The organism is Cellulosimicrobium funkei, assembly GCF_900155925.1.
GTDB lineage: Bacteria > Actinomycetota > Actinomycetes > Actinomycetales > Cellulomonadaceae > Cellulosimicrobium > Cellulosimicrobium funkei.
In genome coordinates, this window is record NZ_FTMI01000001.1 from 381,021 (window position 1) to 402,932 (window position 21,912).

The window sequence follows — 21,912 nt, forward strand, 5'->3', positions numbered from 1 at the left end:
GGCCCCAGTATCGCGGCCGACGACGACCGGCCCCGTCCGGCGGGACCTTCGGCGCGGCCCGGGGCGGGGCCTCGGGCCTACCGTGGAGGTGCGGTCGGGAACCACGGGTCGCCGCGGGTGCACCGAGGACCGGTCCGGGACCGGCCGCCGCGCACCGACCGGTGCGCGCGGCACGACGGACGAGGTGAGCACGATGAAGGCGGCGCGGTACCACGGCAAGGAAGACCTCCGGATCGAGGACGTCCCGGAGCCCGAGACCCGGCCGGGGACCGTGAAGATCCGGCCCGCGTGGACGGGGATCTGCGGCTCGGACCTGCACCTCTACCTCGAGGGCCCGTTCCCGCCGGCGCCGTCGGAGACGCAGCCGCACCCCCTGTCGGGCGAGACGCTGCCCGTCGTGTTCGGGCACGAGTTCTCCGGCGTGGTCGAGGAGCTCGGCGAGGGCGTCGAGGGCCTCGCGGTCGGGGACGCGGTCGTCGTCGAGCCGTTCATGGTGTGCGGCGAGTGCCCGCCGTGCCGTGACGGGCTCTACAACGCGTGCGTGAAGATGGGCTTCATCGGCATCTCCGGCCGCGGCGGCGGGCTGGCGGAGCACGTCGTGGTCGAGCGGCGGTGGGTGCACCCGGTGGGCGACGTCCCGCTGGACCAGGCGGCGCTCATCGAGCCGCTGGCCGTCGCGTACCACGGCGTCCGCCTCTCCGGGGCGCAGGCGGGCGACACGGTCCTCGTCGGCGGCGCAGGTCCGATCGGCCTGCTCACGTGCGCCGTGCTGCACGCGATCGGGGCGCGCGCGATCGTCACGGAGGTGAGCGGGGCGCGCAAGGCCAAGGCGCTCGAGACCGGGGTGGCCGACGACGTCCTCGACCCGCGCGAGGTCGACGTCGCCGCGCGCGTCCTCGAGCTCACGGACGGCCGCGGCGCGGACGTCGCGATCGAGTGCTCGGGCGCGCAGCCCGTGCTCGACACGCTGACCCGCGCGCTCAAGGCGGGCGGCACGCTCCAGATCGTGGCGCTGTTCTCCGAGCCGCCGACGCTCGACGTCATGACGGTCCTGCTCCGCGAGCTGACCATCAAGGGCGCGATCGGGTACGCGGACGACCACCCGGCCGTGATCCGGCTCGTGCAGGAGGGCAAGGTCGACCTCGCCCCGTTCGTGACGAGCCGTATCGCCGTCGAGGACGTCGTGGAGAAGGGGTACCGAGAGCTCATCGACCACAAGGACGACCACGTGAAGATCGTCGTGTCGGTGTGAGACGGCGGCCCGCGGCCCCCACCGTCCCCGGGGGCCGCGGGCCGCGCTGCTCGACCTGCGGTGCGCGGCGGGGCGTGCCACGGTGGAGGAGCACCGCAGCACCCGGCCCCGGGAGGCCCGCATGGACGTCCTCGCCGCCCACGGCGACGCGATCGGCGCGTTCGACGCGCTCGTGCGCCCGCTGCGCGACGACCGCTGGCCGCTCCCCACGCCTGACGCGGACTGGACCGTGCGCGACCTCGTCAACCACGTCACGGCCGAGCAGCTCTGGGCCCCGGAGCTCCTCGCGGGCCGCTGGATCGAGGACGTCGGCGGCGTGTTCGACGGGGACGTGCTGGGCGACGACCCCGTCGACCGCTGGGTCGACGCGTCCGTCCAGGCGCGCGAGGCGTTCCTCGCGCCGGACGCCCTCGACCGTCGCGTGCACCTCTCGTACGGCGACGAGTCGGGCGCGGAGTACTGCGCGCAGATGACGTTCGACCTCGTGGTGCACGCGTGGGACCTGGCCCGGGCGACGGGCGGGGACGAGGAGGTCGACCCGGCGCTCGTCGCGTGGGCGCTGCGCTACGCCGAGGCGCGCTCGACGTTCCTCGAGCCCGGCCCGCTCTTCCGCGGTCCCCTCGACGTCGCCGACGGCGCCGACGACCTCACGCGCCTCCTCGCGCTCACCGGCCGCGCGCGCTGACCGCCGTCGCACGACGACCGGGTGAACGTCGGCGGAACGTCCGGCGCGCGGCGTCCTGCGCAGGACGGCCGGGCGCGCCGCGCGCGAGACTGGCCCCATGCCGCTCGACCGCACCGCACCCCGGACGCCGGCGGAGCCGCCCGGCGCACCGGGTCGCGCCCGGCTCCTCGAACCGGCCGCCGACCGCGCGGGCCGGCCGCTCGTCGTCGGGCACCGGGGCAACTCGTCCGTCGCTCCGCAGAACACGCTCGCGGCGTTCGAGGCGGCGTGGCGCGCGGGCGCGGACGCGATCGAGCTCGACGTGCACCTCACGGCCGACCGGCACGTCGTGGTGCTGCACGACGACGTCGTGGACGAGACGACGGACGGCACCGGCCGCGTGGACGGACTGACGCTGGCGCAGGTCCGCGCGCTGGACGCCGGGTCGTCGTTCGCGCGGGCTTTCGCGGGCCAGCGCGTCCCCACGTTCGAGGAGGCGGCGCGGTTCGTCGCGGAGCGGCCCGGGCTGGAGCTGCTCGTCGAGCTCAAGGGCGTGTGGTCGGCGGACGACGCGGCGCTCGTGACGGGGGTCGTGGACGCCGCCGGGATCGGGGACCGGGTGGTCGTCCAGTCGTTCTGGCCGCCCACGGTCGCCGCGCTGCGCGACGCCGCGCCGCACCTCGACCGGGCGCTGCTGCTCGCGCTGCACCCGGACAGCCTGGACGAGCTGGTCGCGGTGTGCGCGGACCTCGGGGTCGTGGGGTGCCACCCGGAGGTCGCGCTCCTCGCGCACGAGCCGGGCCTCGTGGAGACGCTGCGCGACGCGGGCCTGCGCGTGCACGTGTGGACCGCGGACACGCCGGTCGAGTGGGACGACCTCCTGGTCCAGGGCGTCGACGGCATCATGACCGACCGACCCGACCGCCTCGTCGGCTGGCTCGACGCGCGGCTCGGCCCCGCCGCGCACGCCGGCGCCCGAGAGGTGGACCTCGCCGCGTCGCCCTAGCCTCGACGGATGAGCGCGACGACCCCGCCGACGCCCCCGGGCGCGCACCCGCCCGGCACCGCGACGAGCCCTGCCGCGCCCGGCGGCGCGCCCCGGTCTCCCGCGGTGTGCGTGCTCGCCCTGACCCCGCTGCTCGCGATCGAGATCGAGCCCGCCGGGCCGACCGAGACGTCGCCCGAGGTGCACGTCCACCCGGGCGGGCAGGGCCTGTGGCTCGCCCGCATGGCCTATTCGCTCGGGGCCCACGTCGTGGTCTGCGGGCCGTTCGGCGGCGAGACGGGCAGCGTCGCGGCGCACCTCGCCCGCACCGAGAACCTCGAGCTGCGCACGGTCGGCACCGGCGGCAACGGGGCGTTCGTCCACGACCGGCGCAGCGGCCAGCGCACCGAGCTCGTGACGATGGACCCCTACCCCCTGAACCGGCACGAGGTCGACGACCTCTACAGCACCGTCCTGGTCAGCGCGCTCGACGCGGCCGTCACGATCCTCACCGGCTCGGAGACCGGCGTCGGGGTCCCCGCGTCGTTCTTCCGGCGCCTCGCCCACGACCTGCACGCCTCGGACCGCCAGGTCGTCGCGGACCTCTCCGCCGACCAGGCGCGGGCCGTCGCCGACGCGCCGGGGGTCGTGCTGAAGATGAGCCACGAGGAGCTCGTCGAGGGCGGCTTCAGCGACGACGAGTCCGAGGAGTCGCTCCTGCGGTCCGCGCGCGCCATGGTCGACGCCGGCCCGCGCGCGCTCGTCGTGTCCCGCGCGCACGACCCCTCGCTGCTCGTCACGCGCGAGCACACGTACCGGGTCACGACGCCCCGCGTCACGACCGTCGACCACCGCGGCGCGGGCGACTCGATGACCGCGGGGATCGCCGTCGGGCTGGGGCGCGGGCTCGGACTGCCCGACGCCGTCCGGCTCGGCGCCGCGGCCGGGGCGCTCAACGTCACGCGGCGGGGCCTCGGGACGGGCCGCCGCGACCAGATCGAGCGCTTCGCGCGCAGCGTCACGGTCGAGGACGTGACCTGACGCGGGCCCGCGGAGCGTGGCCCCGCACCAGAACCCGGACCCGAACCCGAACCCTCAGGAGGACCGCGTGCGCGCACTCGTGACCAACGACGACGGGATCGACTCCCCCGGCCTGGCGGTGCTCGCCGGGGCGGCGCTCGACGCCGGGTACGAGGTCGTCGTCGCGGCACCCGCCCGGGAGTCGTCCGGGGCGAGCGCCGCGCTGCTGGGCGCCGAGCGCGACGGCCGGCTCGCCGTCGAGCCGCGTAGTTCCCCCGGCCTGCCCGACGACGTCACCTCCTACGCCGTGCGCGCCGCCCCCGCGCTCATCGCGTTCGTCGCCGCGTACGGCGGGTTCGGCCCGCGGCCCGACCTCGTGCTCTCGGGCGCCAACAAGGGCGCGAACACGGGCAACGCGATCCTGCACTCGGGCACCGTCGGCGCGGCGCTGTCCGCGATGACGCACGGCATCCGGTCGCTCGCCGTCTCGGTCGACGCCGCCGAGCCGCGGCACTGGGACACCGCGCGGCTCGTCACCGACCACGTGCTCGCCTGGATGGACAGGAGCGCCACCGACGTCCCGCTCGACCGGCGCACGCTCAACGTCAACGTGCCCGACGTCGCCCCCGACCGCCTGCGCGGGCTGCGGCAGGCGCCCCTCGCGTCGTTCGGCCTCGTCCAGGCGAACATCCACGAGGACGGCGACCGGCACCTCGTGCTCCAGTACTCGGGCACCGAGCGGCACTCCGAGCCCGACTCCGACACCGGCCTGCTCACGCGCGGCTGGGCCACCGCGACGCTCCTCGTCGCCCCCTACGCGGACGCCAGCATCGACATCCCCACCCTCCCGCCCCTGGCCTGACGACCCTCGCCGTCCAGCACGGGATCCGCGACCGCGTCGCGGCCGATCCGGTCGTCAACCACGTGCTCGACCGTCGCCGGTGTCGTGGTCGGGGGTCTCGTCCGGCACCGTCTCGTGCTCGGCGGTGCGCTCGCGCTCCTCGATGACGTCCTGGCCGGGCCCGGCGAACGCCCGCGAGCGCTCCTCGCCCTCGGGCGTCCCGCTGAAGAAGGCGGACTCCGCGGCCTCGGGCAGGTCGGCGTCGTGCCCGACGGCGGGCAGCGGCCGGGTGCTGCCCGGCGCCTCGGCGTCGACGCCCCCGTCCGCCGCGGTCGGCCCGGTGCGGCCGGGACGACCTGCGCCGTCGTCCGGGCCCGGCACGACCCCGACGAGCCGCGTCGGGTCCTCGCTCGGCGCGGCGCCCGCGCCCCGGCCCGCGCGCCGGATCGTGCCGAGGACGACGGGCGCGTCGGCGCGGCGCGCACCGCGCTCGGCGGGGAGCCGGGGCGGCCGCGCCGGGGCGACGGGACCGCCGTCGTCCGTGGCGTCGCGGCCGGGGCCACCGGGCGCGTCGGCCCCGTCCGGCGCGCCGAGCCCGTCGCGCTCGTCCGGCCCGTCGAGGTCCAGGGCGTCCACCGCGCGCTCGAGCCGCGTGCGCGGCAGGCCCTGGGGCGCGGCGCGCTGCAACCAGTCGACGAGTCCCTCGCGCACGAAGCACCGCAGGTCGAACAGCGTCGGGGCGTCGTACGCGCTGACGAGCGCGCGCACGCGCACGAGGCCCCCGACGGCGTCGGTCACCTGGAGGATGCCGACGCGCTCGTCCCACAGGTCCGTGAGCCCCAGCAGCCGCCGCAGCTCGGCCCGCATCGGGCCGACCGGCACCTCGAAGTCGAGGTCGAGCTCGACCGTGCCCAGCAGGTCGGCCGCGCGCCGCGTCCAGTTCTGGAACGGCGTCGTCGTGAAGTAGGTCGACGGCATGATGAGCCGACGGTCGTCCCACAGGTGCACGACGACGTACGTCATCGTGATCTCCTCGATGCGCCCCCACTCGCCCTCGAGCACCACGACGTCGTCGACGCGAATCGCGTCGGTGAACGCGATCTGCATGCCCGCGAAGACGTTGGCGAGCGACGTCTGCGCCGCGAGCCCCGCGACGATCGAGATGAGCCCGGCCGACGCGAGGAGGCTCGCCCCCGCCGCGCGCGCTGCGGGGAACGTCAGCAGGATGCCCGCGACCGCGCACACGACGATCACCGCGACGGTGAGCCGCCGCAGCACCGTGATCTGCGTCCGGACGCGGCGCGCGTGCCGGTTGTCCGCGGTGTCCATGCGGTAGCGCTGGAGCGCGGAGTCCTCGAGCACGAACGCGATCGCGCCCACCCACCACGCCCCGACCACGATGAGCGCGATGAGCAGCAGGTGCTCGACGGCGGGCCGCCACGGCGTCCCGGCGTCGGTGGTGACGCGCACGGCGATCCAGACGGCGACGACGGTGAGGACCGCGCGGTCCGGCCGCCGGAGCCGTCGCGACAGGTCCCGGGCCAGCTCGCTGCGCCGCCCGGCCCGCCGCACGACCGCGGAGATCACCGTCCCCAGCACGAACGCCAGGACCACGCCCGCCGCGACCGCACCGAGGGTGAGCAGGACGTCGGTCGTGTTCTCGAGCTCGGTGTCCATCCCCCCAGGCTAGGCAGGGTGCGAGACCGTCACCTCCGGGCCGCGCGACGGGCGCGGGGCGCCCGGGACCGCGGGGGGCGGGCCAGCCACGGGGCGAGCACCTGCGTCACGCGCGGCAGCACGAGGTAGGTCATCACGGGCGTGAGGACGAGCGTCGTGGCGAGCACGCGCGGGACGACCGGCACCGCGTCCCACGCCGGGACCAGGCTCCCGACGAGCACGGTGAACGCGAGGTTCACCGGGAAGAACCCGAGCCAGATGCTCACGGACTGCTTCCAGCGGGGCGGCGCCGCGACGACCGACGCGCTCGACGGCGCGGGAGACGTCGGGGTGTCGAACCAGCCCTCGATGCCCGTGCGGCGCTCGACCCGCGTCTCCTCGACGAGGTCCCGCCCCCGCGCGAGCCAGCCCACCCGGTCGGGCGAGGTCTCCCACGCGTCGAGCGTCGCGGCGTCCGCGAACCGGTACAGCATGTGCCAGTCGTGCGACCCGGCCGACGCGCGCACCCAGCCGGAGCCGAGGAAGCCCGGGTAGCGGTTGGCGAGGTTGACCCCGTCCTGCACCCAGCGCGTGACGGCGGGGACGTTCTCGGGCCGGACGCGGCGCTCGATCGCGACGGTCACGGGACCGGCGCCGGCGAGGGCCGGGCCGGAGCGGGGTCGGGCGGGCGGGTTCGGGGGCACGGCGCGGGCGGGGTCGCCGCCGGTCCGCCGCGCGTCCCCGGGGACGTCGTGGGTCATGGGACGAGTGAACGCGGCGGGTGTTTCCGGGTCGTGAACGCGCGCAGGCGCGGGACGGATCGTCCCGCGGGTCGGGACGCGGGCCGACGCGCGCGGCGGCCGGGCCGGGCCTACCGTGGCAGGCATGATCTCGTGGGAGCTCGCGCTCGCCCTGCGCGACGCGGGCGTGCGGTGGTCCCCCGCCTCGGGCGACCGCTTCCGCCTCCTCACCACCGGCGCCGACGGCGACGTCTTCACCGTGAGCGACATGACCATCGAGCCGCACGAGTTCGACACCGGCGTCGTGCTCGGCTTCAACGGCACGACGGAGTGGGCGCTCGACTCCGTCGCGCTCGAGGACGCGCTGTGGCACCCGCTGGAGGGCCAGCTCCGCGAGCTGCTCGGCGGCACGTTCCGCGCGCTCGAACGGACCGCCGACGGGTACGTCGTGCGCACCGAGGTCCTCGGCGAGGCGGCCGAGCACCGCGCCGCCGACGCGGCCGACGCCTACGCGGACGCCCTGCTCGCGCTCGTCGCCGTGAGCACGGAGGGCCCGCCCTGACCCGCCGTCGGCACGCGACCTGGCTCGACGACGTCCGGCGTGCCCCGGGCGTCGTGCGCCGGGTGCTGCGCGCGCTGGGCGACGAACCGCCGCTCGCTGCCGAGCCCGAGCCGCCCGAGGTCTCGCCCGACCTCGTGCCCCTCCTGCGCGAGCTCGGGACGGCGCTCCTCGACTCCGGCCGCTCGGTCACCGACGTCGAGGACGACCTCGAGGCGGTCGCCCGGCGGTCGGGCGCCTCGACCGTCGGCACCCTCGTCCTGCCGACGGGCGTCTTCGTCCGGGTGAGCACCGAGAGCGGCGCGGTCGCGGACTTCTCGGCCGCGGAGGCGAGCGGTCTCAACCTCGACCAGATCGGGGCGCTCATGACGCTCGTGCGCCGCCTGCGCACGTCGGACGTCCCGCTCGCCGACGCGCGGGCGCAGCTGCGCGCGATCGTCGCCCGCCCGCCCCGGTTCGGGCCCGTGCTCACCGTCGTCGGGCACGGGCTGCTCACCGTCGGGTTCGGCCTCGTGCTCAACCCGACGGGCCCGCTCCTGCCCGTCTACCTCGCGCTCGGGCTGCTCGTCGGGGCGCTGCGCTGGCTCGGCACGCGGTGGCCCACGCTCGCGACCGCCCTGCCCGTCGTCGCGGCGTTCGTCGTCACGCTCCTCGCCGTGGACGTGGTGCACCCGTGGCTGGGCGACGACCCGCTGAGCGTGCTCGTCCCGCCGCTCGTGTCGTTCCTGCCCGGGTCGGTGCTCACCGTCGCGGCGATCGAGCTGACGAGCAACCAGATCGTCGCGGGGGCGAGCCGGCTCGTCTACGGCGTCGCGCAGCTCCTGCTCCTCGTGTTCGGCGTCGTCGCCGGCGCCGCCGTCGGGGGCCCGCTCGTCGCGGCACCGCAGGGCGACCACCTCGGGTGGTGGGCGCCGTGGGTCGGGATCCTCGCCGTCGGGCTGGGGCAGATGCTCTTCGCGTCGTCCCCGCGCGGGTCGCTCCCCTGGGTCCTGCTCGTGCTGCTGGGCGCCTACGCGGCCCAGCTCCTGGGGTCGCTCGCCGCGGCGCCCCTCGCCGGGTTCTTCGGGGCGCTCGTCATCGCCCCGCTCGCCGCGCTCGTCGAGCGCTCGCGGCACGGGCCGCCGGCGGCCGTCACGACGCTGCCCGCGTTCTGGCTCCTCGTGCCCGGTGCCCTGAGCCTCCTGGGTCTCTCCGACCTCGTGAACGGGGGCCCGGAGGCCGCGCAGGAGATCGCGAACGCGGTCGTCGCCGTGTTCGGGATCGCGCTCGGGACGCTCGTCGGCTCGGCGGTCACGCGCGACGCAGGACGCGTGACACGTACCCTCTTCACGTCCTGAGCACACGGTCCCCACGCCATTCCCGGGGCTTCCCCTCGTGAGCCCACCCCTCTGGACGTCCGTCTAGTTGAAGATGGAACAGCCGACAGGCCTCCGCGGTCCACCCCGAGACCGTGCCTGTCGGCGTCGTGGTGAGAGGGCGCGCTCGCGTCCCGCCCGACCGCACGCCGTCGTGGTCACCCCGCGCTCCCCTGCGCAGGTGCCCAGGGACCGGAGCGCGCCGCGCTCGATGCCCGCGACCACGACCCGATGATCGGATCGTCCGCTTGACCACTGCACAGCACCTCACGTCCACCCCGACCGGCACCACCGGCGCGTACCCCGCCGTCCGCGGCGAGGCGCGCTAGATGGGCCGCCACACCGCGCGCCGGGCCTCGTTCCCCGCCGCACTCGTCTCCGCTGCCCGCCGTGGCACGCACGGGACCGGCTCTGCCGCGCCCCGGCGCCGCCGCACGCTCGGGACCGGCGCCGCCGTCGCGGCCGTCGCGCTCACCGCGAGCACCGCCGCGGCGGCCTTCGCCAACGGCGCGGTGCCGTCCGCGGCGACCGACGCGACCGAGGCGGCGCCCGCCGGCGCGCCGACCCCCGGCACCGCGGTCGCCCCCGTGTCCCTCGGGACGTCCGCCGCCCCGGCGACGGCCGACCCGGCGACCGTCGACGCCGCGGGCGACGTGCTCGTCCGGGCCCAGTTCCTCACCGGGGAGGGCGCCGCGGCGCTCACGCCCGAGCAGGTCGCCCAGATCGAGGACGCGCGCACGCGGCTCAGCGAGGCCGTGTCCGAGGCGTCCCCGTCCGAGGATGCCACCACGCTCCTCGGCTCCCCCGCGGGGTCCGGGCTCGCGAGCCCGGACGACGGCGCCACGGCGACCGCCGAGGCCACCGAGGAGCCCGCGACCGACGACACGCTCACCGCCGCCGAGACGCTCGGCGCGAGCGTGCCCGCGCTCGACGGCCGCGCCGACGACCGTGCGAGCCGGTCCTCGGCCCGCACGCCGCTCGACGAGCTCGAGGCCGCGGTCCCGAAGCTCGGCACCGCGACGCCGGGCCTGGCCACGGCGCCCGACGACGCCACGCCCGGGACGGACGCCGCCGCGCCGTCGGCCGGCGCCGACGCGGCGACCGAGTCGCCCGAGGAGGACGCGGCGGCCGCGGACACCGCGACCGACGCGCCCGACCTCACCACCGGTACGGGGAACGCGAACGCCGGTGCCCCGGCCGCAGACGCCGAGGCACCCGCGGACCCGGCGGCTCCCGCCGGCACGGAGGAGATCGCCGCGCTGACGGCGGAGCTCACGACCCTGCTCGACGCCGCCGGCTCGGGCGTGACCGTCCAGGTCGTGCCCGGACCGCCGTCGGCCGAGGAGGTCGCCGCCCAGCTCGACCAGTGGGCCACGTCCACCGCGGGCTACGGCAACGGCCAGATCCCGGCGAGCGCGCTGTGCGAGCTGTCGTTCGCGCCCGGCGAGCAGCTCCGCTGCGACGCCGCCCACCAGATCGAGGCCCTCAACGAGAAGTACCGCGAGGCGTTCGGCGCGAACCTGTCCGTCACGGACTCGTACCGCTCGTACGCGTCCCAGGTCGCCGTGAAGGCGTCCCGCGGCTACTTCGCGGCGCCGCCCGGCATGTCGAACCACGGCTGGGCGCTCGCGCTCGACCTCGGCGGCGGCATCCAGAGCTACGGCACCGCGCAGTACGAGTGGATGCGCGCCAACGCGCCGGCCTACGGGTGGGAGAACCCCGAGTGGGCCCGCGCCGGCGGCTCGAAGAACGAGCCCTGGCACTGGGAGTACGGCGACATCTCCTGACGGGCCGCTCCCCCACGACGACGGCCCCGGCACCGCGACGACCTCGCGGGACCGGGGCCGTCGTCGTCCGTGCCCGGCGACGCGGGGCGCGTCAGGTGAGGGCGTCCGCGAGGAGCAGCATCGTCACGAGGAACCCGGTGACGAGGTTGAGCCACAGGAACGCCCGCCACCCGGCGTTGGCGCGCTCGCAGTCGTCGTCGCGCACGTCGCGGAACCGCAGCACGTTGACGGCGTACGGCAGCGGGAGCAGAGCGGCGAGGACGCCGGGCCACGGGAGCACCGCGAGCACGACGGCCGCCCCGACGTACGCCGCCGCCGCGGCGAGCACGGTCGCGTGCGCGCCGATCGCCGTCGCGACGGACGCGATGCCGCCCTCGCGGTCCGCGCGCACGTCTTGCACCGCGCCGAACGCGTGCGACGCCATGCCCCAGAGCACGAAGCCGACGAGCACGGGCCAGACGGCGCGCGCGGACAGGTCCGCGTCGACGAGCACGAGCGCGTACAGCAGCGGCCCGGCGAAGTGCATCGCCGAGGTGAACGAGTCGAGGAACGGGCGCTCCTTGAACCGCAGCCGGGGCGCCGAGTAGGCGACGACGCCGAACACCACGAGCGCGAGGACCGCGCCCGCGAGCGGGTCGCCGAGGAGCAGGAGCGCGACGAGGAACGGCACGTTGGTCGCGACGCACGCGCGCAGGATGCGCCGGTGCGTGACGCGCGCGGTCGCCGGGTCCGCCAGCGCGCCCTCGATGCCGCCCTTGCGCGGGTTCCGCAGGTCGCTCGCGTAGTCGAAGACGTCGTTCACGCCGTACATGAGCAGGTTGTACGGCACGAGGAAGTACAGCGTCCCGACGACGAGCGCGAGGTCGACGCGCCCGCCGGTCGCCACGAGGTACCCCGCGGCGAAGGGGTACGCGGTGTTGATCCAGGAGAAGGGCCGCGACGCGGCGAGGACGTCCTTCACCGGTCGTCCTCCGTGGCACGCCCGCGCCCGGACCCGCGGCCGGCGGTGCGGTCGCGACCGCGGGCGCCGAGCATCGTCCACAGCACCGGCATCCCGAGCGCGGCGGCGAGCGCGTACGCGAAGTCCTCGAGCGGCGCCCCCCACAGGTAGACGCCGAGGATCTTGTCCGGGTGGTAGACGTACAGGTCGGCCGCGATCATCAGCGTGTCGAACACGAGGGTGAGCACGCACATCACGACGGCCGTCCACACGAGCGGCCCGGGTCGCAGCCGGCGCAGCACGCGCCACGACACCGCGACGAGCACCGCGAGGACGATGACGTTGAGCACGATGTTCGTCACGCGTCGTCCTCCCCGGCGCGGCGGGCAGCGAGCACGCGCTCGGCGCCCCGCCAGACGAGCAGCGCGTTGTAGCACAGGAGCGTCAGGAACACCGCCTCCTCGACGGGGAGGTCGGGCGCGAGCAGCAGCCCGGTCATCCACGGGCTCTCCCCGCGCGCGAAGATCCCGAGCGCGAGGCCCGCGACGTCCCAGGCGAGGAACCCGACGACGCCGAGACCGACCGTGAGCGCGGCGCGCCGGGGGTCGGACCAGAACGCGAGCCGGAACCGGCGGTCGAGCACGGCGAGGCCGCCGAGCGAGACCGCGAGCGCACCGAGGTAGGCGAGGCCCGTCACCGGCGGACCGCCACCGGCCGGTCCGCCGGCCGGAGCCGTTCGGGCCGGCGGCTCGCGGCGAGGAAGCCCTCGCGCAGCGGCTCGGGCAGCGGGCGCGCGGACGTCTCGCCGAGCAGCCGCTTGGCGACGAGCTCGGCGCTGATCAGGCACATCGGCAGTCCCACGCCCGGGATCGTGCCACCTCCGGCGTGGTAGAGCCCGTCGACACGGCGGGACGCGTTCCCCGGGCGCCACAGCGCGGACTGCCGCAGGGTGTGCTCCATGCCGAGCGCGCCGCCGCGCCACGCCGAGAGCTCGGTCGCGAAGTGCGCCGGCCCGAGCACGCGTCGCGTGACGACGCGCCCCGGGAGATCCTCGACCCCCGCCCAGCGCCCCACCTGGGCGAGGTAGCGGTCGGCCAGCCCTTCGAGCGTGCGCTGCGACGGCTCGTCGCCGCCGAGCGTCGGGTCGGCGGGGAACGGCACGAGGAGGAACAGGTTCTCGTGGCCGGGCGGCGCCGCGGGGGCGGCCGACGTCGGCCCGTCCGTCGCGCTCGTGCGCGACACGTAGAGCGAGGCGGGCTCCGGCACGCGCAGGCCGCGAGGGTCGCTGCGACGGTCCGGGCCGAGCACCGCGTCGAAGTTGGCGGGCCAGTCCTTCGTGAAGAACAGCGAGTGGTGCGCGAGCTCGGGCAGCTCGCCGCGGACGCCCGCGAGGACGAGCAGCGCGGAGATGCCGGGACCCTTGTCCTCCCACGCCGCGGCGGGGAGGTCGGCCCAGCGCGGCTCGAGGAGCGCCGTCTCCGTGTGGTGCCGGTCGGCGGCCGAGACGACGACGTCCGCCTCGACGAGCTCGCCCGACGCGAGGCGCACGCCGGCGACCCGCCCGCGGCGACCGGCGCCGGGCACGACCTCGATCCCGGCGACGTCGGCGCCGGTGCGCACCTCGGCGCCCGCGTCGCGCGCGAGCCGCTCGACGGCCTCGATGAGCGTGTACATGCCCCCGCGGGGGTACTGGACGCCGTCGACGAGGTCGAGGTGGCTCATGAGCGAGTAGAGCGCGGGCGCGCGGTAGGGCGACGACCCGAGGAACACGGCGTGGTACCCGAGGAGCTGCTGGAGCCGAGGGTCCTCCACGGCGCGCGCGGCGCGGTCGGCGAGCGACTCGCGCAGGAGACCGGCCAGGCGCGGCAGCCGACGCAGCACCGAGGGCGAGAGCGCCCGGTCGGGGCGCTCGAACGTCGTGTAGAGGAAGTGGTCGAGCGCCAGCCCGTACGCCTCGCTCGCGTCCTCGGCGTACGCGGCGATCCGGCCCCCGGCTCCCGGCTCGATCGCGTCGAGCCGCGACCGGTTGACCCCGGCGTTGCCGGACAGCTCGAACGTCGACGCCGCGCCGTCCGCGCCCGGCTCGAAGAACACCCGGTACGCCGGGTCGAGCGGGACGAGGTCGAGGTGGTCCTCGACGCGCGCGCCGAGCAGCCCGAAGAAGTGCTCGAACACCTCGGGCATGAAGTACCAGGACGGGCCGGTGTCGAAGCGGAAGCCGTCCACCTCGAGCGTGCCCGCGCGACCGCCCACCTCGTCGTGCCGCTCGAGCAGGGTGACGCGGGCGCCGCCGCGCGCGAGCAGGGCGGCGGTGGCGAGCCCGGCGATCCCCCCTCCGACGACGACGACGCGCGGAGCCCTCACGCGAGCACCTTCCGCGGGCGCGGGGACCGGGCGGACGCCACCTGGCCGAGGAGCTGGCCACCGGCGGCGCGCGCCGCGAGCGCGACCTTCATCGTGTCCGGGATGCGCACGCGCGCACGCAGGATGTCCTCCGGGGGCGTCGCGGCGAGCCGCGCCAGGAGCCGCTCGTAGACGGCGACGGTCGCGGCCACGGCGATGCGCGGGCGCACCGGGAGCCCGGGGAGCGCGGCGCGGGCGGCGGCGAGGTCGCCCTCGACCTCGCGGCAGAACGCCTCGACGTCCCGGCGGCGCAGTCGGCCGGGGACGACGCCGGGCAGGTAGGCGCGCCCGAGCTCGTCGTGGTCGGTGCGCAGGTCGCGCAGGAAGTTGATCTTCTGGAACGCCGCGCCGAGCGCGCGGGCGCCCCGGACCAGCGCCGGGTCCGGGACGTGCAGCGGCTCTCCGGGGCGACGCCGCGCGTTGAGGAACACCGCGAGGCACATGAGGCCGACGACCTCGGCCGAGCCGTACACGTACCGCTCGTAGCTCTCGCGGTCGTGCACGCGGACCGTGAGGTCGGTGCGCATCGAGGCGAAGAACGGGTCGACCTCGTCGTGCCCGAACCCGCAGCGGCGCGCGGCGCGGGCGAACGAGTGGACGACGAGGTTCGTCGACCAGCCGCGGTCGAGCGCCCTCGCGGTCTCCGCCTCCAGCTCGTCGAGGAGGTCTGCTGCGCCGTCGCCGCGGCGCGTGTCCACGACCTCGTCGGCGATCCGCACGAGCCCGTACACCGCGTCGATCCCGTCGCGGGTCGCGGCGTCGAGCAGGCGCGCGCCCAGCCCGAACGAGGTCGAGTACGCCGCCAGCACGACCCGGCTCGTGCGTGCGGCGGTCAGGTCGTACAGCCGTGCCGGGTCGCTCTCGTCACCCACGTCGTCGTCCCGTCTTCCGTCGCCGGGGAACCTCCCCGGTCGATCCTCAGCATGCTGAGGGATGTAGGGTCGCACGGGACGCCGGATTTCACACCTCGGAGGCGGCCTCGCGCGTCGTGTCGATGCGGCGGGGCCCGGCCTGCCAGGCCTCCCACGCCGACGCGATGATCTCCGGCAGGCCGTTCGTGGCGCGCCAGCCGAAGAGCTCGTTGATGCGGCGGGGGTTCCCGACGAGCTGCGGCGGGTCGCCCGCGCGACGCGGCAGGACCTCCGGCGTGACGTCGAGCCCGCTGACGCGCCCGATCTCGTCGATCACCTCGCGCACCGAGGAGCCCTCACCCGTGCCGACGTTGAAGACGTCGAACGGACGCTCGTCCACACCCAGGTACTCGAGCGCGGCGAGGTGGGCCTGCGCGAGGTCGAGGACGTGGATGTAGTCCCGGATGCACGTACCGTCCGGCGTGGGGTAGTCGTCCCCGAAGATCTTGGGCCGCTCGCCGCGCTCGAGGCGGTCGAGGACCATGGGCACGAGGTTGAGCACGGCGGGGTCGCCCAGGTCCGGCCAGCCCGCACCGGCGACGTTGAAGTAGCGCAGGGCGACGAACCGCAGCCCCCACGCGCGGCCCGCGGCCCGGCCCAGCCACTCCCCCACGAGCTTCGTCTCGCCGTAGGGGTTGATCGGCTCGGCGTGCAGCTTCTCCTCGACCAGGGACACCGACGGCATGCCGTACGTCGCCGCGGACGACGAGAAGACGAGACGGTCGACGCCGGCCGCCTGCATCGCGGTGACGAGGTTCGTGAAGCCCCCGACGTTCTGCTGGTAGTACCAGGCCGGCTTCTCGACCGACTCCCCCACCTGCTTGCGCGCCGCGAAGTGGACGACCGCGCGCACGTCGTGCTCGGTCATGGCGCGCGTGAGCACGTCCACGGCCTCGGGCGACGCGACGTCGACCTCGACCAGCACCGCGTCACCGACCCGGTCCGCGCGGCCCGTGCTCAGGTCGTCGACCACCACCACCTTCTCGCCGCGCTCCTGCAGGAGGCGCACCACGTGCGCGCCGATGTACCCGGCTCCGCCGGTCACGAGGATCGTCATGGCACCACCCTAGTGGGCGCGCCCCGCACGGCGACGGGTCGTCCCCAGGGCGTCCGCTCGCGCACCGCTGGGAGGCCCGACGGCGTCCTCAGGCATGGCCGTGCGCCTCGCGGTCGCGCAGGGCGGCCGTCTCGAGCTGGAAGGTCGAGTGCTCGACGGAGACCGGGAAGTGGTGGGCGACGCACGTGCGCACGCGCTCGACGATCTCCAGCGCGTGACCGTCCCGGAAGCACGCGTCGTCCACGACGACGTGCGCCGAGATCGTCGGGAGCCCTGTCGCGACCGTGGAGGCGTGCAGGTCGTGGACGTCCTCGACGTGGTCGAGCGAGAGGATGTGCCGCCGGACGTCGTCGAGGTCCAGGCCCTCGGGCGTGAACTCCATGAGGACGGCCGTCGCCTCGCGCAGGAGGCGGAACGCGCGCGGCACGATGAGGACGGCGATGAGCAGGCCGGCGATCGCGTCAGCCCGCTGGTAGCCCGTCGTGGCGATCACGACGGCGGCCACGATGACCCCGACGGAGCCCAGCGCGTCGTTGACCACCTCGAGGAACGCGGCGCGCAGGTTGAGGTTCGCGCGTCGCCCCGACGCGAGGACCGCGATGGCGACGAGGTTCCCCACGAGACCGACGATCCCGAACACGAGCAGCTCGGAGGAGGGCACCTCCGGCGGCTCGAGCAGGCGCCGGACGCCCTCGACGGCGGCGTACGCGCCGACGGCGAGGAGCAGCGCCGCCTGCGCGAGGGCCGCGAGCACCTCGACACGGCGGAAGCCCCACGTGCGGTGCTTGGTCGCCGGGCGCAGCGCGAGCGACGCCGCGACCAGCGCGACGGCCAGCCCGACCGCGTCGGTGAGCATGTGCGCCGTGTCCGTCAGGAGCGCCAGGCTCCCCGTGAGCACCGCGCCGACGGCCTGGGCCGCGAGGATCGTCGCGGTGATGCCGAACGCGACGGCGAGCCGCCTGCGGTGGTCGGGCGCGTCGAGGCCACCTGCGCCGTGGTCGTGACCCGCTCCCATCGACCCTCCATTCATCGGTAGATACCGATGATATCGATGAAAACCGATGTTTTCTAGGCGGAGCGCGCCGTGACACGCGTCACGAGCAGGGGTCAGGGGGCGAGGGCGACGTGCTCCGCGTCGGCGAGGAGGTGCGCGACCTCCGGGCGCACGAGGCGGTACCAGGACGACCGGCCCTCCCGCCGCACCGCGACGACCCCGACCTCGCGCAGCGTGGTGAGGTGCTCCGAGACGGTCGACTGGGCCAGCCCGAGCTCACGCGTGAGGTCGACGACCCGGCGCTCCGAGCCCGTGAGCAGGTGCACGATCGCGAGGCGGCGCGGCTCGGCGAGCGCGTGGAGCAGGCGCGCGACCGCCTCGTGGTCGTGCGCGCCGTCGTGCCGGGGGTCGCTCGCGGCGCTCGTCGTCACCCGCCGATCCTAGCGATCGGCGACCCCGGACCGCCCGGGCTCAGCCCCAGCCGAGCTCGTGCAGCCGGTCGTCGTCGATGCCGAAGTGGTGCGCGATCTCGTGGACGACGGTCACCGCCACCTCCTCGACCACGTCCTCGCGCGTCTCGCAGATGGCGAGCGTCGGGTTGCGGAAGATCGTGATGCGGTCGGGCAGCGCGCCCGCCGCCCACATGTGGTCCCGCTCCGTGAGCGGGACCCCCTCGTAGAGCCCGAGCAGCTCAGGGTCGTCGGCGGGCGCGTCGTCCTCGACGAGCACCACGACGTTGTCCATCTGCGCCGCCAGGTCCTCGGGCACGAGGTCCAGCCCGTCGCGCACGGCGTCCTCGAACTCGGCCCGCGTCATCTCCACCACCCGCCCATCCTCCCCCGCGCGGGCGGCGGATCCGACGAGGAGCCCCGGGCGGTGCCGCTGTACACTGGCCGACGTTCCTGAGCCCCCATCGTCTAGCGGCCTAGGACCCCGCCCTTTCACGGCGGTAGCACGGGTTCGAATCCCGTTGGGGGTACGCGAGATCGCGTCGGGACCGGTGGTCACCGGCGGATTTACGGATCGGCTCACCGGTACGGTACGATCCTCTCGGTTCGAATGCGGGCCACCACACCGCCAGGATCACTGGTGAAAACCACCGGGTTCCCTGGTGCTAAGGTGTGTCTCGCGAAGAACAGCAAGGCCCTGTAGCGCAGTTGGTTAGCGCGCCGCCCTGTCACGGCGGAGGTCGCGGGTTCAAGTCCCGTCAGGGTCGCGTGAGGCGAAGAGCCCGGTCGGCATCGGCCGGCCGGGCTCTTCCCCCATGGCTCTGTAGCTCAGTTGGTAGAGCGTTCGACTGAAAATCGAAAGGTCACCGGATCGACGCCGGTCGGAGCCACCGAAAGACCCCCGCCCGGGATTCCGGACGGGGGTCTTCTGCGTCCCGAGCCGGCGCGGCGTCCCTCGCGCGACCCTCCTCGCCCCCGGGGCACCGCGAGCACCCCCGGGGAAGTTGCGCGCCGACCCCGGTGCCGGTTGAGTGGTGGGGGATCACCTGCGGAAAGGCTGAGAGATGAGCGACTGGATCGACGGGCGCATCCCGCCCGAGGAGCAGAAGCCGACGGTCGGACAGCTCGTTGAGCGCTTGTCCGAGCAAGCGACCCGCCTCGTCCGCTCGGAGATCGCCCTCGCGAAGGCCGAGCTCACGACGAAGGCGAAGCACGCCGGCATCGGCATCGGCCTGCTCGTCGTCGGCGGCGTGCTCGTGCTGTACGGCCTGGGCTTCCTGCTGCACTCCGCCATGGAGGGCCTCGCGACCGCCATGCCGCTGTGGCTCGCGGCGCTGATCGTCGGCGGCGTCCTCGTGCTGGTCGCCGGTACGCTCGCGTTCGTCGGCGTCAAGCAGCTCCAGCGGGGCGTGCCGCCGACGCCGACCGGTGCGGTCGAGAGCATCAAGGAAGACGTCGCGACCATCAAGGAAGGACTGCGCCCGTGAGCGGAACCGGCGAGACCCCCGACCCCCAGCTCTCCCCGTCCCAGCTCGAGGACGAGATCGCGCGCACCCGCAAGGAGCTCGCGGGGACGATCGACGAGCTCACGACGCGGCTCGACCCGCGCGTCCAGGCCAAGGCCGCCGCGCAGCAGGCGAAGCAGGCGGCGAGCGACACCGGGGCGTTCCTCTCCGGCAACGGGCTGCCCGAGGAGGACCCGGACCGGTCCCGCAACGTCAAGCTGCTGCTGGGCGCCGCCGTGGTCGGCGTCGCGCTGGTGGCCGCGGCGATCCTCCGCCGCCGCTCGTAGCGACCCCGTCGACGAACGCCGTCGACCCCGCGCCGGTGCTCCACCGGACGCGGGGTCGGCGGCGTTCCGGCGTGCGGGAGGGTTCGACGACGCGCGGGGCGTCCGGCACGCGGGGAGGGTTCGGGGACGCGGGCCATCCGGCGTGCGGGAGCGTCGCACGCGCGCAGGGCTGGGTGGCAAGGCCGGCGCCGACCGAGAACGTGCGTCGTGCCGGCGTCCGTTCGGGTGCGCGCCGCCACGTCGGCGTGCCGTGGGCCGTGGGCCGGGCGCGACCCCGGGTCAGGACTTGTCGGTACCGTCCGCGGGCTCGCTCGCGGCGCCGAGCAGGGCCCGGACCTCGGACTCGCGGTAGCGCCGGTGGCCACCGAGGGTGCGGATCGACGACAGCTTGCCCGCCTTCGCCCAGCGGGTGACGGTCTTGGGGTCGACGCGGAAAAGGCTGGCGACCTCGGCGGGCGTGAGCAGAACTTCGGACTCCCCGTGCATGGACATCACGACACCTCCTCCTGGTACGCGCTGGTCCGGCAGATACCCCGGATCACGACGACAGCACGACGCCAGTACCTTCCATTGTCGCAGCATGCGGATTTCGGGCGACTTGACGGACGGGTGAATTAGGCGCTCTATGGTCGGATCGGCCGGATAGGCGCTCCTGCGGCATACGAGAGCGTTGCCGCAGGTGGTCCGCAGGGGCCCTCCGTACCGCCCGACCCGGTCCGGGCGGTGCCGCGCGGTGGAGACTGTGTGACGGTAGGCACGTCCACGGCTCGGCCAGGGTCTCTGAGTGGATGGAATAGGCCCTGAGCATGTACCGTTGGACCCTGAACAGACGAAACTACACCCCGGGGCCGCACGTCTGAGTACGTTGCCGCCCCGCTTCTACGTTGAGGGGGTCGGAGCCATGGGCCGCGGCCGTCAGAAGGCAAAGCAGACCAAGGTCGCTCGCGCGCTGAAGTACTACAGCCCCGAGACGAACTACAGTGCGCTCGAGCAGGAGCTCACGGGTCACAGCCGTACGGATGTCGTGACGGACTCGCGCTTCGGCGCCGAGCCGGACGACCTCGAGCGCTACGACCAGCGCTACAACGACTGGTCCGACGACCGCTGACGGTCGTCCGCGACACCCCCTCCGCCGTCTCGCACGGACGCACCTGACCTCGACGGCGCCGCCGCCTGCCCGCAGGCGGTGGCGCCGTCGTCGTGCGTCCGCGGCGGATCACCCCACCGCGACATCCTTGACGGATCGACCCGTCACGCCCGCGGGAAAGCAGCCCTGGCCGGGCCGACGCCACGATCCGCGCGCCGACCCGACCGGGCGGTGATCAGGAGCGGTAGTCCCCGACGAGCCGCACCGCGCCCGCCTGGACGCCCTTGGTGCCGGCGACCAGGTCGCCGTCGGCGAGGTCACGGGCCGCGTCCGGGTCGAACGCCTCGACCGTGCCGAGCACCCACGCGGGCACGCCGAGCGCGGCGCACCGCGCCAGGGCGGCGTCGACGCCGTCCGCGCCCACGACCGCGACCATCCCGACGCCGAGGTTGAGGGTGTTCTCGAGGTCGCCGCGCGGCACCCCGCCCAGCTCGCGCACGAGGCGGAAGACGGGCGGGACGTCCCAGCTCCCCCGGTCCACGACCCCGACGAGCCCGGCCGGGAGGACGCGCGCGAGGTTCGCGGCCAGGCCGCCGCCCGTGACGTGCGTGAACGCGTGGACCTGAGCCGCGTCGTCGGCGGCCAGGGCGAGGCAGTCGCTCGCGTAGACGCGCGTGGGGGTGAGCAGCTCCTCGCCGACGGTGCGGCCGAGCTCGTCCACGTGCCGCTCGAGGCCCCAGCCCGCGTGCTTCAGCACGGCGCGCACGAGCGAGTAGCCGTTCGAGTGGAGGCCCGACGACGCCATGGCGACGAGCACGTCGCCCTCGCGCACGCGCTCCGGGCCGAGCAGCGCGTCCGCCTCGACGACGCCCGTGGCCGCGCCCGCGACGTCGTACTCGTCCTCGCCGAGCAGGCCCGGGTGCTCGGCCGTCTCGCCGCCGACGAGCGCGGTGCCGGCGACCTCGCAGGCGGCGGCGATGCCCCGCACGATGCCCGCGATGCGCTCGGGCACGACCTTGCCGCACGCGATGTAGTCGGTCATGAACAGCGGCTTGGCGCCCACCACCACGATGTCGTCGACGACCATGCCGACGAGGTCGAAGCCGATCGTGTCGTGCACGTCGAGCGCCTGGGCGATCGCGACCTTGGTGCCGACGCCGTCGGTCGACGTCGCGAGCAGCGGACGGCGGTACGTCGCGACCTCGGAGAAGTCGTACAGGCCGGCGAATCCGCCGACGCCACCGAGGACCTGCGGCCCGTGGGTACGGCGCACGGCGTCCTTCATGAGCTCGACGGCCTTGTCACCGGCCTCGGTGTCGACCCCCGCGGCGGCGTAGGTGAGGCCCGTGCGGGGCGAGTCGGCAGTCATGGTGTCGGCTCCAAAGGTGTCTCGCGGCGCGCGCGCCGGTGGTGCGGAGGG

At 75.2% G+C, this 21,912-nt stretch carries 24 protein-coding genes and 3 tRNA genes; 14 read left to right on the forward strand and 13 right to left on the reverse strand.

The window, feature by feature from the left end:
* Positions 1-193 precede the first annotated feature (193 nt).
* The 5 genes from BXA05_RS01605 (at position 194) to surE (ending at position 4,783) form a co-directional block, all read left to right on the forward strand.
* Complete coding sequence (locus BXA05_RS01605; protein ID WP_021483082.1) at positions 194-1,252, forward strand: 2,3-butanediol dehydrogenase; 1,059 nt, start codon at positions 194-196, stop codon at positions 1,250-1,252.
* A gap of 121 nt (positions 1,253-1,373) precedes the next feature.
* Positions 1,374-1,937 carry a TIGR03086 family metal-binding protein gene (locus BXA05_RS01610; RefSeq protein ID WP_076403523.1) on the forward strand — a complete coding sequence of 188 codons (564 nt, stop codon included), beginning with the start codon at positions 1,374-1,376 and terminating at the stop codon, positions 1,935-1,937.
* Between the two features lie 97 nt (positions 1,938-2,034).
* Positions 2,035-2,922 (forward strand): glycerophosphodiester phosphodiesterase, encoded by an 888-nt coding sequence (locus BXA05_RS01615; protein WP_083711242.1) that lies wholly within the window; start codon positions 2,035-2,037, stop codon positions 2,920-2,922.
* A 9-nt stretch (positions 2,923-2,931) separates the two neighbouring features.
* Positions 2,932-3,942: a 1-phosphofructokinase family hexose kinase gene (locus tag BXA05_RS01620; protein ID WP_083711243.1), complete on the forward strand. Its 1,011-nt coding sequence runs from the start codon at positions 2,932-2,934 to the stop codon at positions 3,940-3,942.
* Positions 3,943-4,009: 67 nt separating this feature from the next.
* Complete coding sequence (gene surE, locus BXA05_RS01625) at positions 4,010-4,783, forward strand: 5'/3'-nucleotidase SurE (RefSeq protein ID WP_076404056.1); 774 nt, start codon at positions 4,010-4,012, stop codon at positions 4,781-4,783.
* A 54-nt stretch (positions 4,784-4,837) separates the two neighbouring features.
* On the opposite strand, the gene BXA05_RS19205 is transcribed toward surE, so the two are convergent.
* Both BXA05_RS19205 and BXA05_RS01635 read right to left on the reverse strand, forming a co-directional pair.
* Complete coding sequence (locus tag BXA05_RS19205) at positions 4,838-6,439, reverse strand: mechanosensitive ion channel family protein (protein ID WP_083711244.1); 1,602 nt, start codon at positions 6,437-6,439, stop codon at positions 4,838-4,840.
* Positions 6,440-6,468: 29 nt separating this feature from the next.
* Positions 6,469-7,179, reverse strand: coding sequence for an antibiotic biosynthesis monooxygenase (locus BXA05_RS01635; RefSeq protein ID WP_083711246.1), 711 nt, complete (start codon positions 7,177-7,179; stop codon positions 6,469-6,471).
* 124 nt (positions 7,180-7,303) lie between these two features.
* Between BXA05_RS01635 and BXA05_RS01640 the strand changes: the two genes are divergently transcribed.
* The 3 genes from BXA05_RS01640 (at position 7,304) to BXA05_RS01650 (ending at position 10,859) form a co-directional block, all read left to right on the forward strand.
* The gene (locus tag BXA05_RS01640) at positions 7,304-7,720 is read left to right on the forward strand and encodes a hypothetical protein (protein ID WP_061268306.1); all 417 of its coding nucleotides are present in this window, start codon (positions 7,304-7,306) and stop codon (positions 7,718-7,720) included.
* Positions 7,721-7,782: 62 nt separating this feature from the next.
* Complete coding sequence (locus BXA05_RS01645) at positions 7,783-9,054, forward strand: threonine/serine exporter family protein (RefSeq protein WP_061268307.1); 1,272 nt, start codon at positions 7,783-7,785, stop codon at positions 9,052-9,054.
* Positions 9,055-9,401: 347 nt separating this feature from the next.
* Positions 9,402-10,859, forward strand: coding sequence for a M15 family metallopeptidase (locus BXA05_RS01650; RefSeq protein WP_076403524.1), 1,458 nt, complete (start codon positions 9,402-9,404; stop codon positions 10,857-10,859).
* Positions 10,860-10,950: 91 nt separating this feature from the next.
* Here the strand turns inward: BXA05_RS01650 and BXA05_RS01655 are convergent, their stop codons facing one another.
* From BXA05_RS01655 to BXA05_RS01695, 9 genes are all read right to left on the reverse strand, one after another.
* On the reverse strand, positions 10,951-11,820 hold the full coding sequence (locus tag BXA05_RS01655; protein WP_043655443.1) for a prenyltransferase: 870 nt from the start codon (positions 11,818-11,820) through the stop codon (positions 10,951-10,953).
* Positions 11,817-12,161, reverse strand: a complete 345-nt coding sequence (locus tag BXA05_RS01660; RefSeq protein ID WP_076403526.1) for a lycopene cyclase domain-containing protein — start codon at positions 12,159-12,161, stop codon at positions 11,817-11,819. The genes BXA05_RS01655 and BXA05_RS01660 overlap by 4 nt, the downstream gene beginning before the upstream one ends.
* On the reverse strand, positions 12,158-12,496 hold the full coding sequence (locus BXA05_RS01665; RefSeq protein ID WP_031317163.1) for a lycopene cyclase domain-containing protein: 339 nt from the start codon (positions 12,494-12,496) through the stop codon (positions 12,158-12,160). The genes BXA05_RS01660 and BXA05_RS01665 overlap by 4 nt, the downstream gene beginning before the upstream one ends.
* Complete coding sequence (crtI, locus tag BXA05_RS01670; protein ID WP_076403528.1) at positions 12,493-14,163, reverse strand: phytoene desaturase family protein; 1,671 nt, start codon at positions 14,161-14,163, stop codon at positions 12,493-12,495. The genes BXA05_RS01665 and crtI overlap by 4 nt, the downstream gene beginning before the upstream one ends.
* Positions 14,160-15,074, reverse strand: coding sequence for a phytoene/squalene synthase family protein (locus BXA05_RS01675; RefSeq protein ID WP_076403530.1), 915 nt, complete (start codon positions 15,072-15,074; stop codon positions 14,160-14,162). The genes crtI and BXA05_RS01675 overlap by 4 nt, the downstream gene beginning before the upstream one ends.
* Positions 15,075-15,162: 88 nt before the next feature.
* On the reverse strand, positions 15,163-16,170 hold the full coding sequence (galE, locus tag BXA05_RS01680) for a UDP-glucose 4-epimerase GalE (protein WP_076403532.1): 1,008 nt from the start codon (positions 16,168-16,170) through the stop codon (positions 15,163-15,165).
* A gap of 88 nt (positions 16,171-16,258) precedes the next feature.
* Entirely contained in the window at positions 16,259-17,185 is a 927-nt protein-coding gene (locus tag BXA05_RS01685) for a cation diffusion facilitator family transporter (protein ID WP_074805531.1), read from the reverse strand.
* 92 nt (positions 17,186-17,277) lie between these two features.
* Positions 17,278-17,595 carry an ArsR/SmtB family transcription factor gene (locus BXA05_RS01690; RefSeq protein ID WP_021481595.1) on the reverse strand — a complete coding sequence of 106 codons (318 nt, stop codon included), beginning with the start codon at positions 17,593-17,595 and terminating at the stop codon, positions 17,278-17,280.
* A gap of 40 nt (positions 17,596-17,635) precedes the next feature.
* On the reverse strand, positions 17,636-17,980 hold the full coding sequence (locus tag BXA05_RS01695; protein ID WP_076404059.1) for a metallopeptidase family protein: 345 nt from the start codon (positions 17,978-17,980) through the stop codon (positions 17,636-17,638).
* A 90-nt stretch (positions 17,981-18,070) separates the two neighbouring features.
* On the opposite strand from BXA05_RS01695, the gene BXA05_RS01700 reads away from it, so the two are divergent.
* The 5 genes from BXA05_RS01700 (at position 18,071) to BXA05_RS01720 (ending at position 19,405) form a co-directional block, all read left to right on the forward strand.
* Positions 18,071-18,143 (forward strand) — tRNA-Glu (locus BXA05_RS01700).
* A 163-nt stretch (positions 18,144-18,306) separates the two neighbouring features.
* Positions 18,307-18,380: transfer RNA gene (locus BXA05_RS01705), tRNA-Asp, on the forward strand.
* A gap of 50 nt (positions 18,381-18,430) precedes the next feature.
* Positions 18,431-18,503 (forward strand) — tRNA-Phe (locus BXA05_RS01710).
* Between the two features lie 174 nt (positions 18,504-18,677).
* Positions 18,678-19,100: a phage holin family protein gene (locus BXA05_RS01715; protein WP_021481597.1), complete on the forward strand. Its 423-nt coding sequence runs from the start codon at positions 18,678-18,680 to the stop codon at positions 19,098-19,100.
* On the forward strand, positions 19,097-19,405 hold the full coding sequence (locus BXA05_RS01720) for a DUF3618 domain-containing protein (RefSeq protein WP_021481598.1): 309 nt from the start codon (positions 19,097-19,099) through the stop codon (positions 19,403-19,405). Before BXA05_RS01715 ends, BXA05_RS01720 begins: the two co-directional genes overlap by 4 nt.
* Before the next feature lie 279 nt (positions 19,406-19,684).
* Here BXA05_RS01720 and BXA05_RS01725 read toward each other — a convergent pair whose 3' ends face one another.
* Positions 19,685-19,897 (reverse strand): BldC family transcriptional regulator, encoded by a 213-nt coding sequence (locus BXA05_RS01725; protein WP_021482113.1) that lies wholly within the window; start codon positions 19,895-19,897, stop codon positions 19,685-19,687.
* A gap of 409 nt (positions 19,898-20,306) precedes the next feature.
* On the opposite strand from BXA05_RS01725, the gene BXA05_RS01730 reads away from it, so the two are divergent.
* A complete protein-coding gene (locus BXA05_RS01730; RefSeq protein ID WP_021482112.1) occupies positions 20,307-20,513 on the forward strand; it encodes a DUF3073 domain-containing protein in 207 nt (68 codons plus the stop codon).
* Positions 20,514-20,727: 214 nt separating this feature from the next.
* Here the strand turns inward: BXA05_RS01730 and purM are convergent, their stop codons facing one another.
* Positions 20,728-21,861, reverse strand: a complete 1,134-nt coding sequence (gene purM, locus BXA05_RS01735) for a phosphoribosylformylglycinamidine cyclo-ligase (protein ID WP_076403534.1) — start codon at positions 21,859-21,861, stop codon at positions 20,728-20,730.
* Between the last annotated feature and the right edge of the window lie 51 nt (positions 21,862-21,912).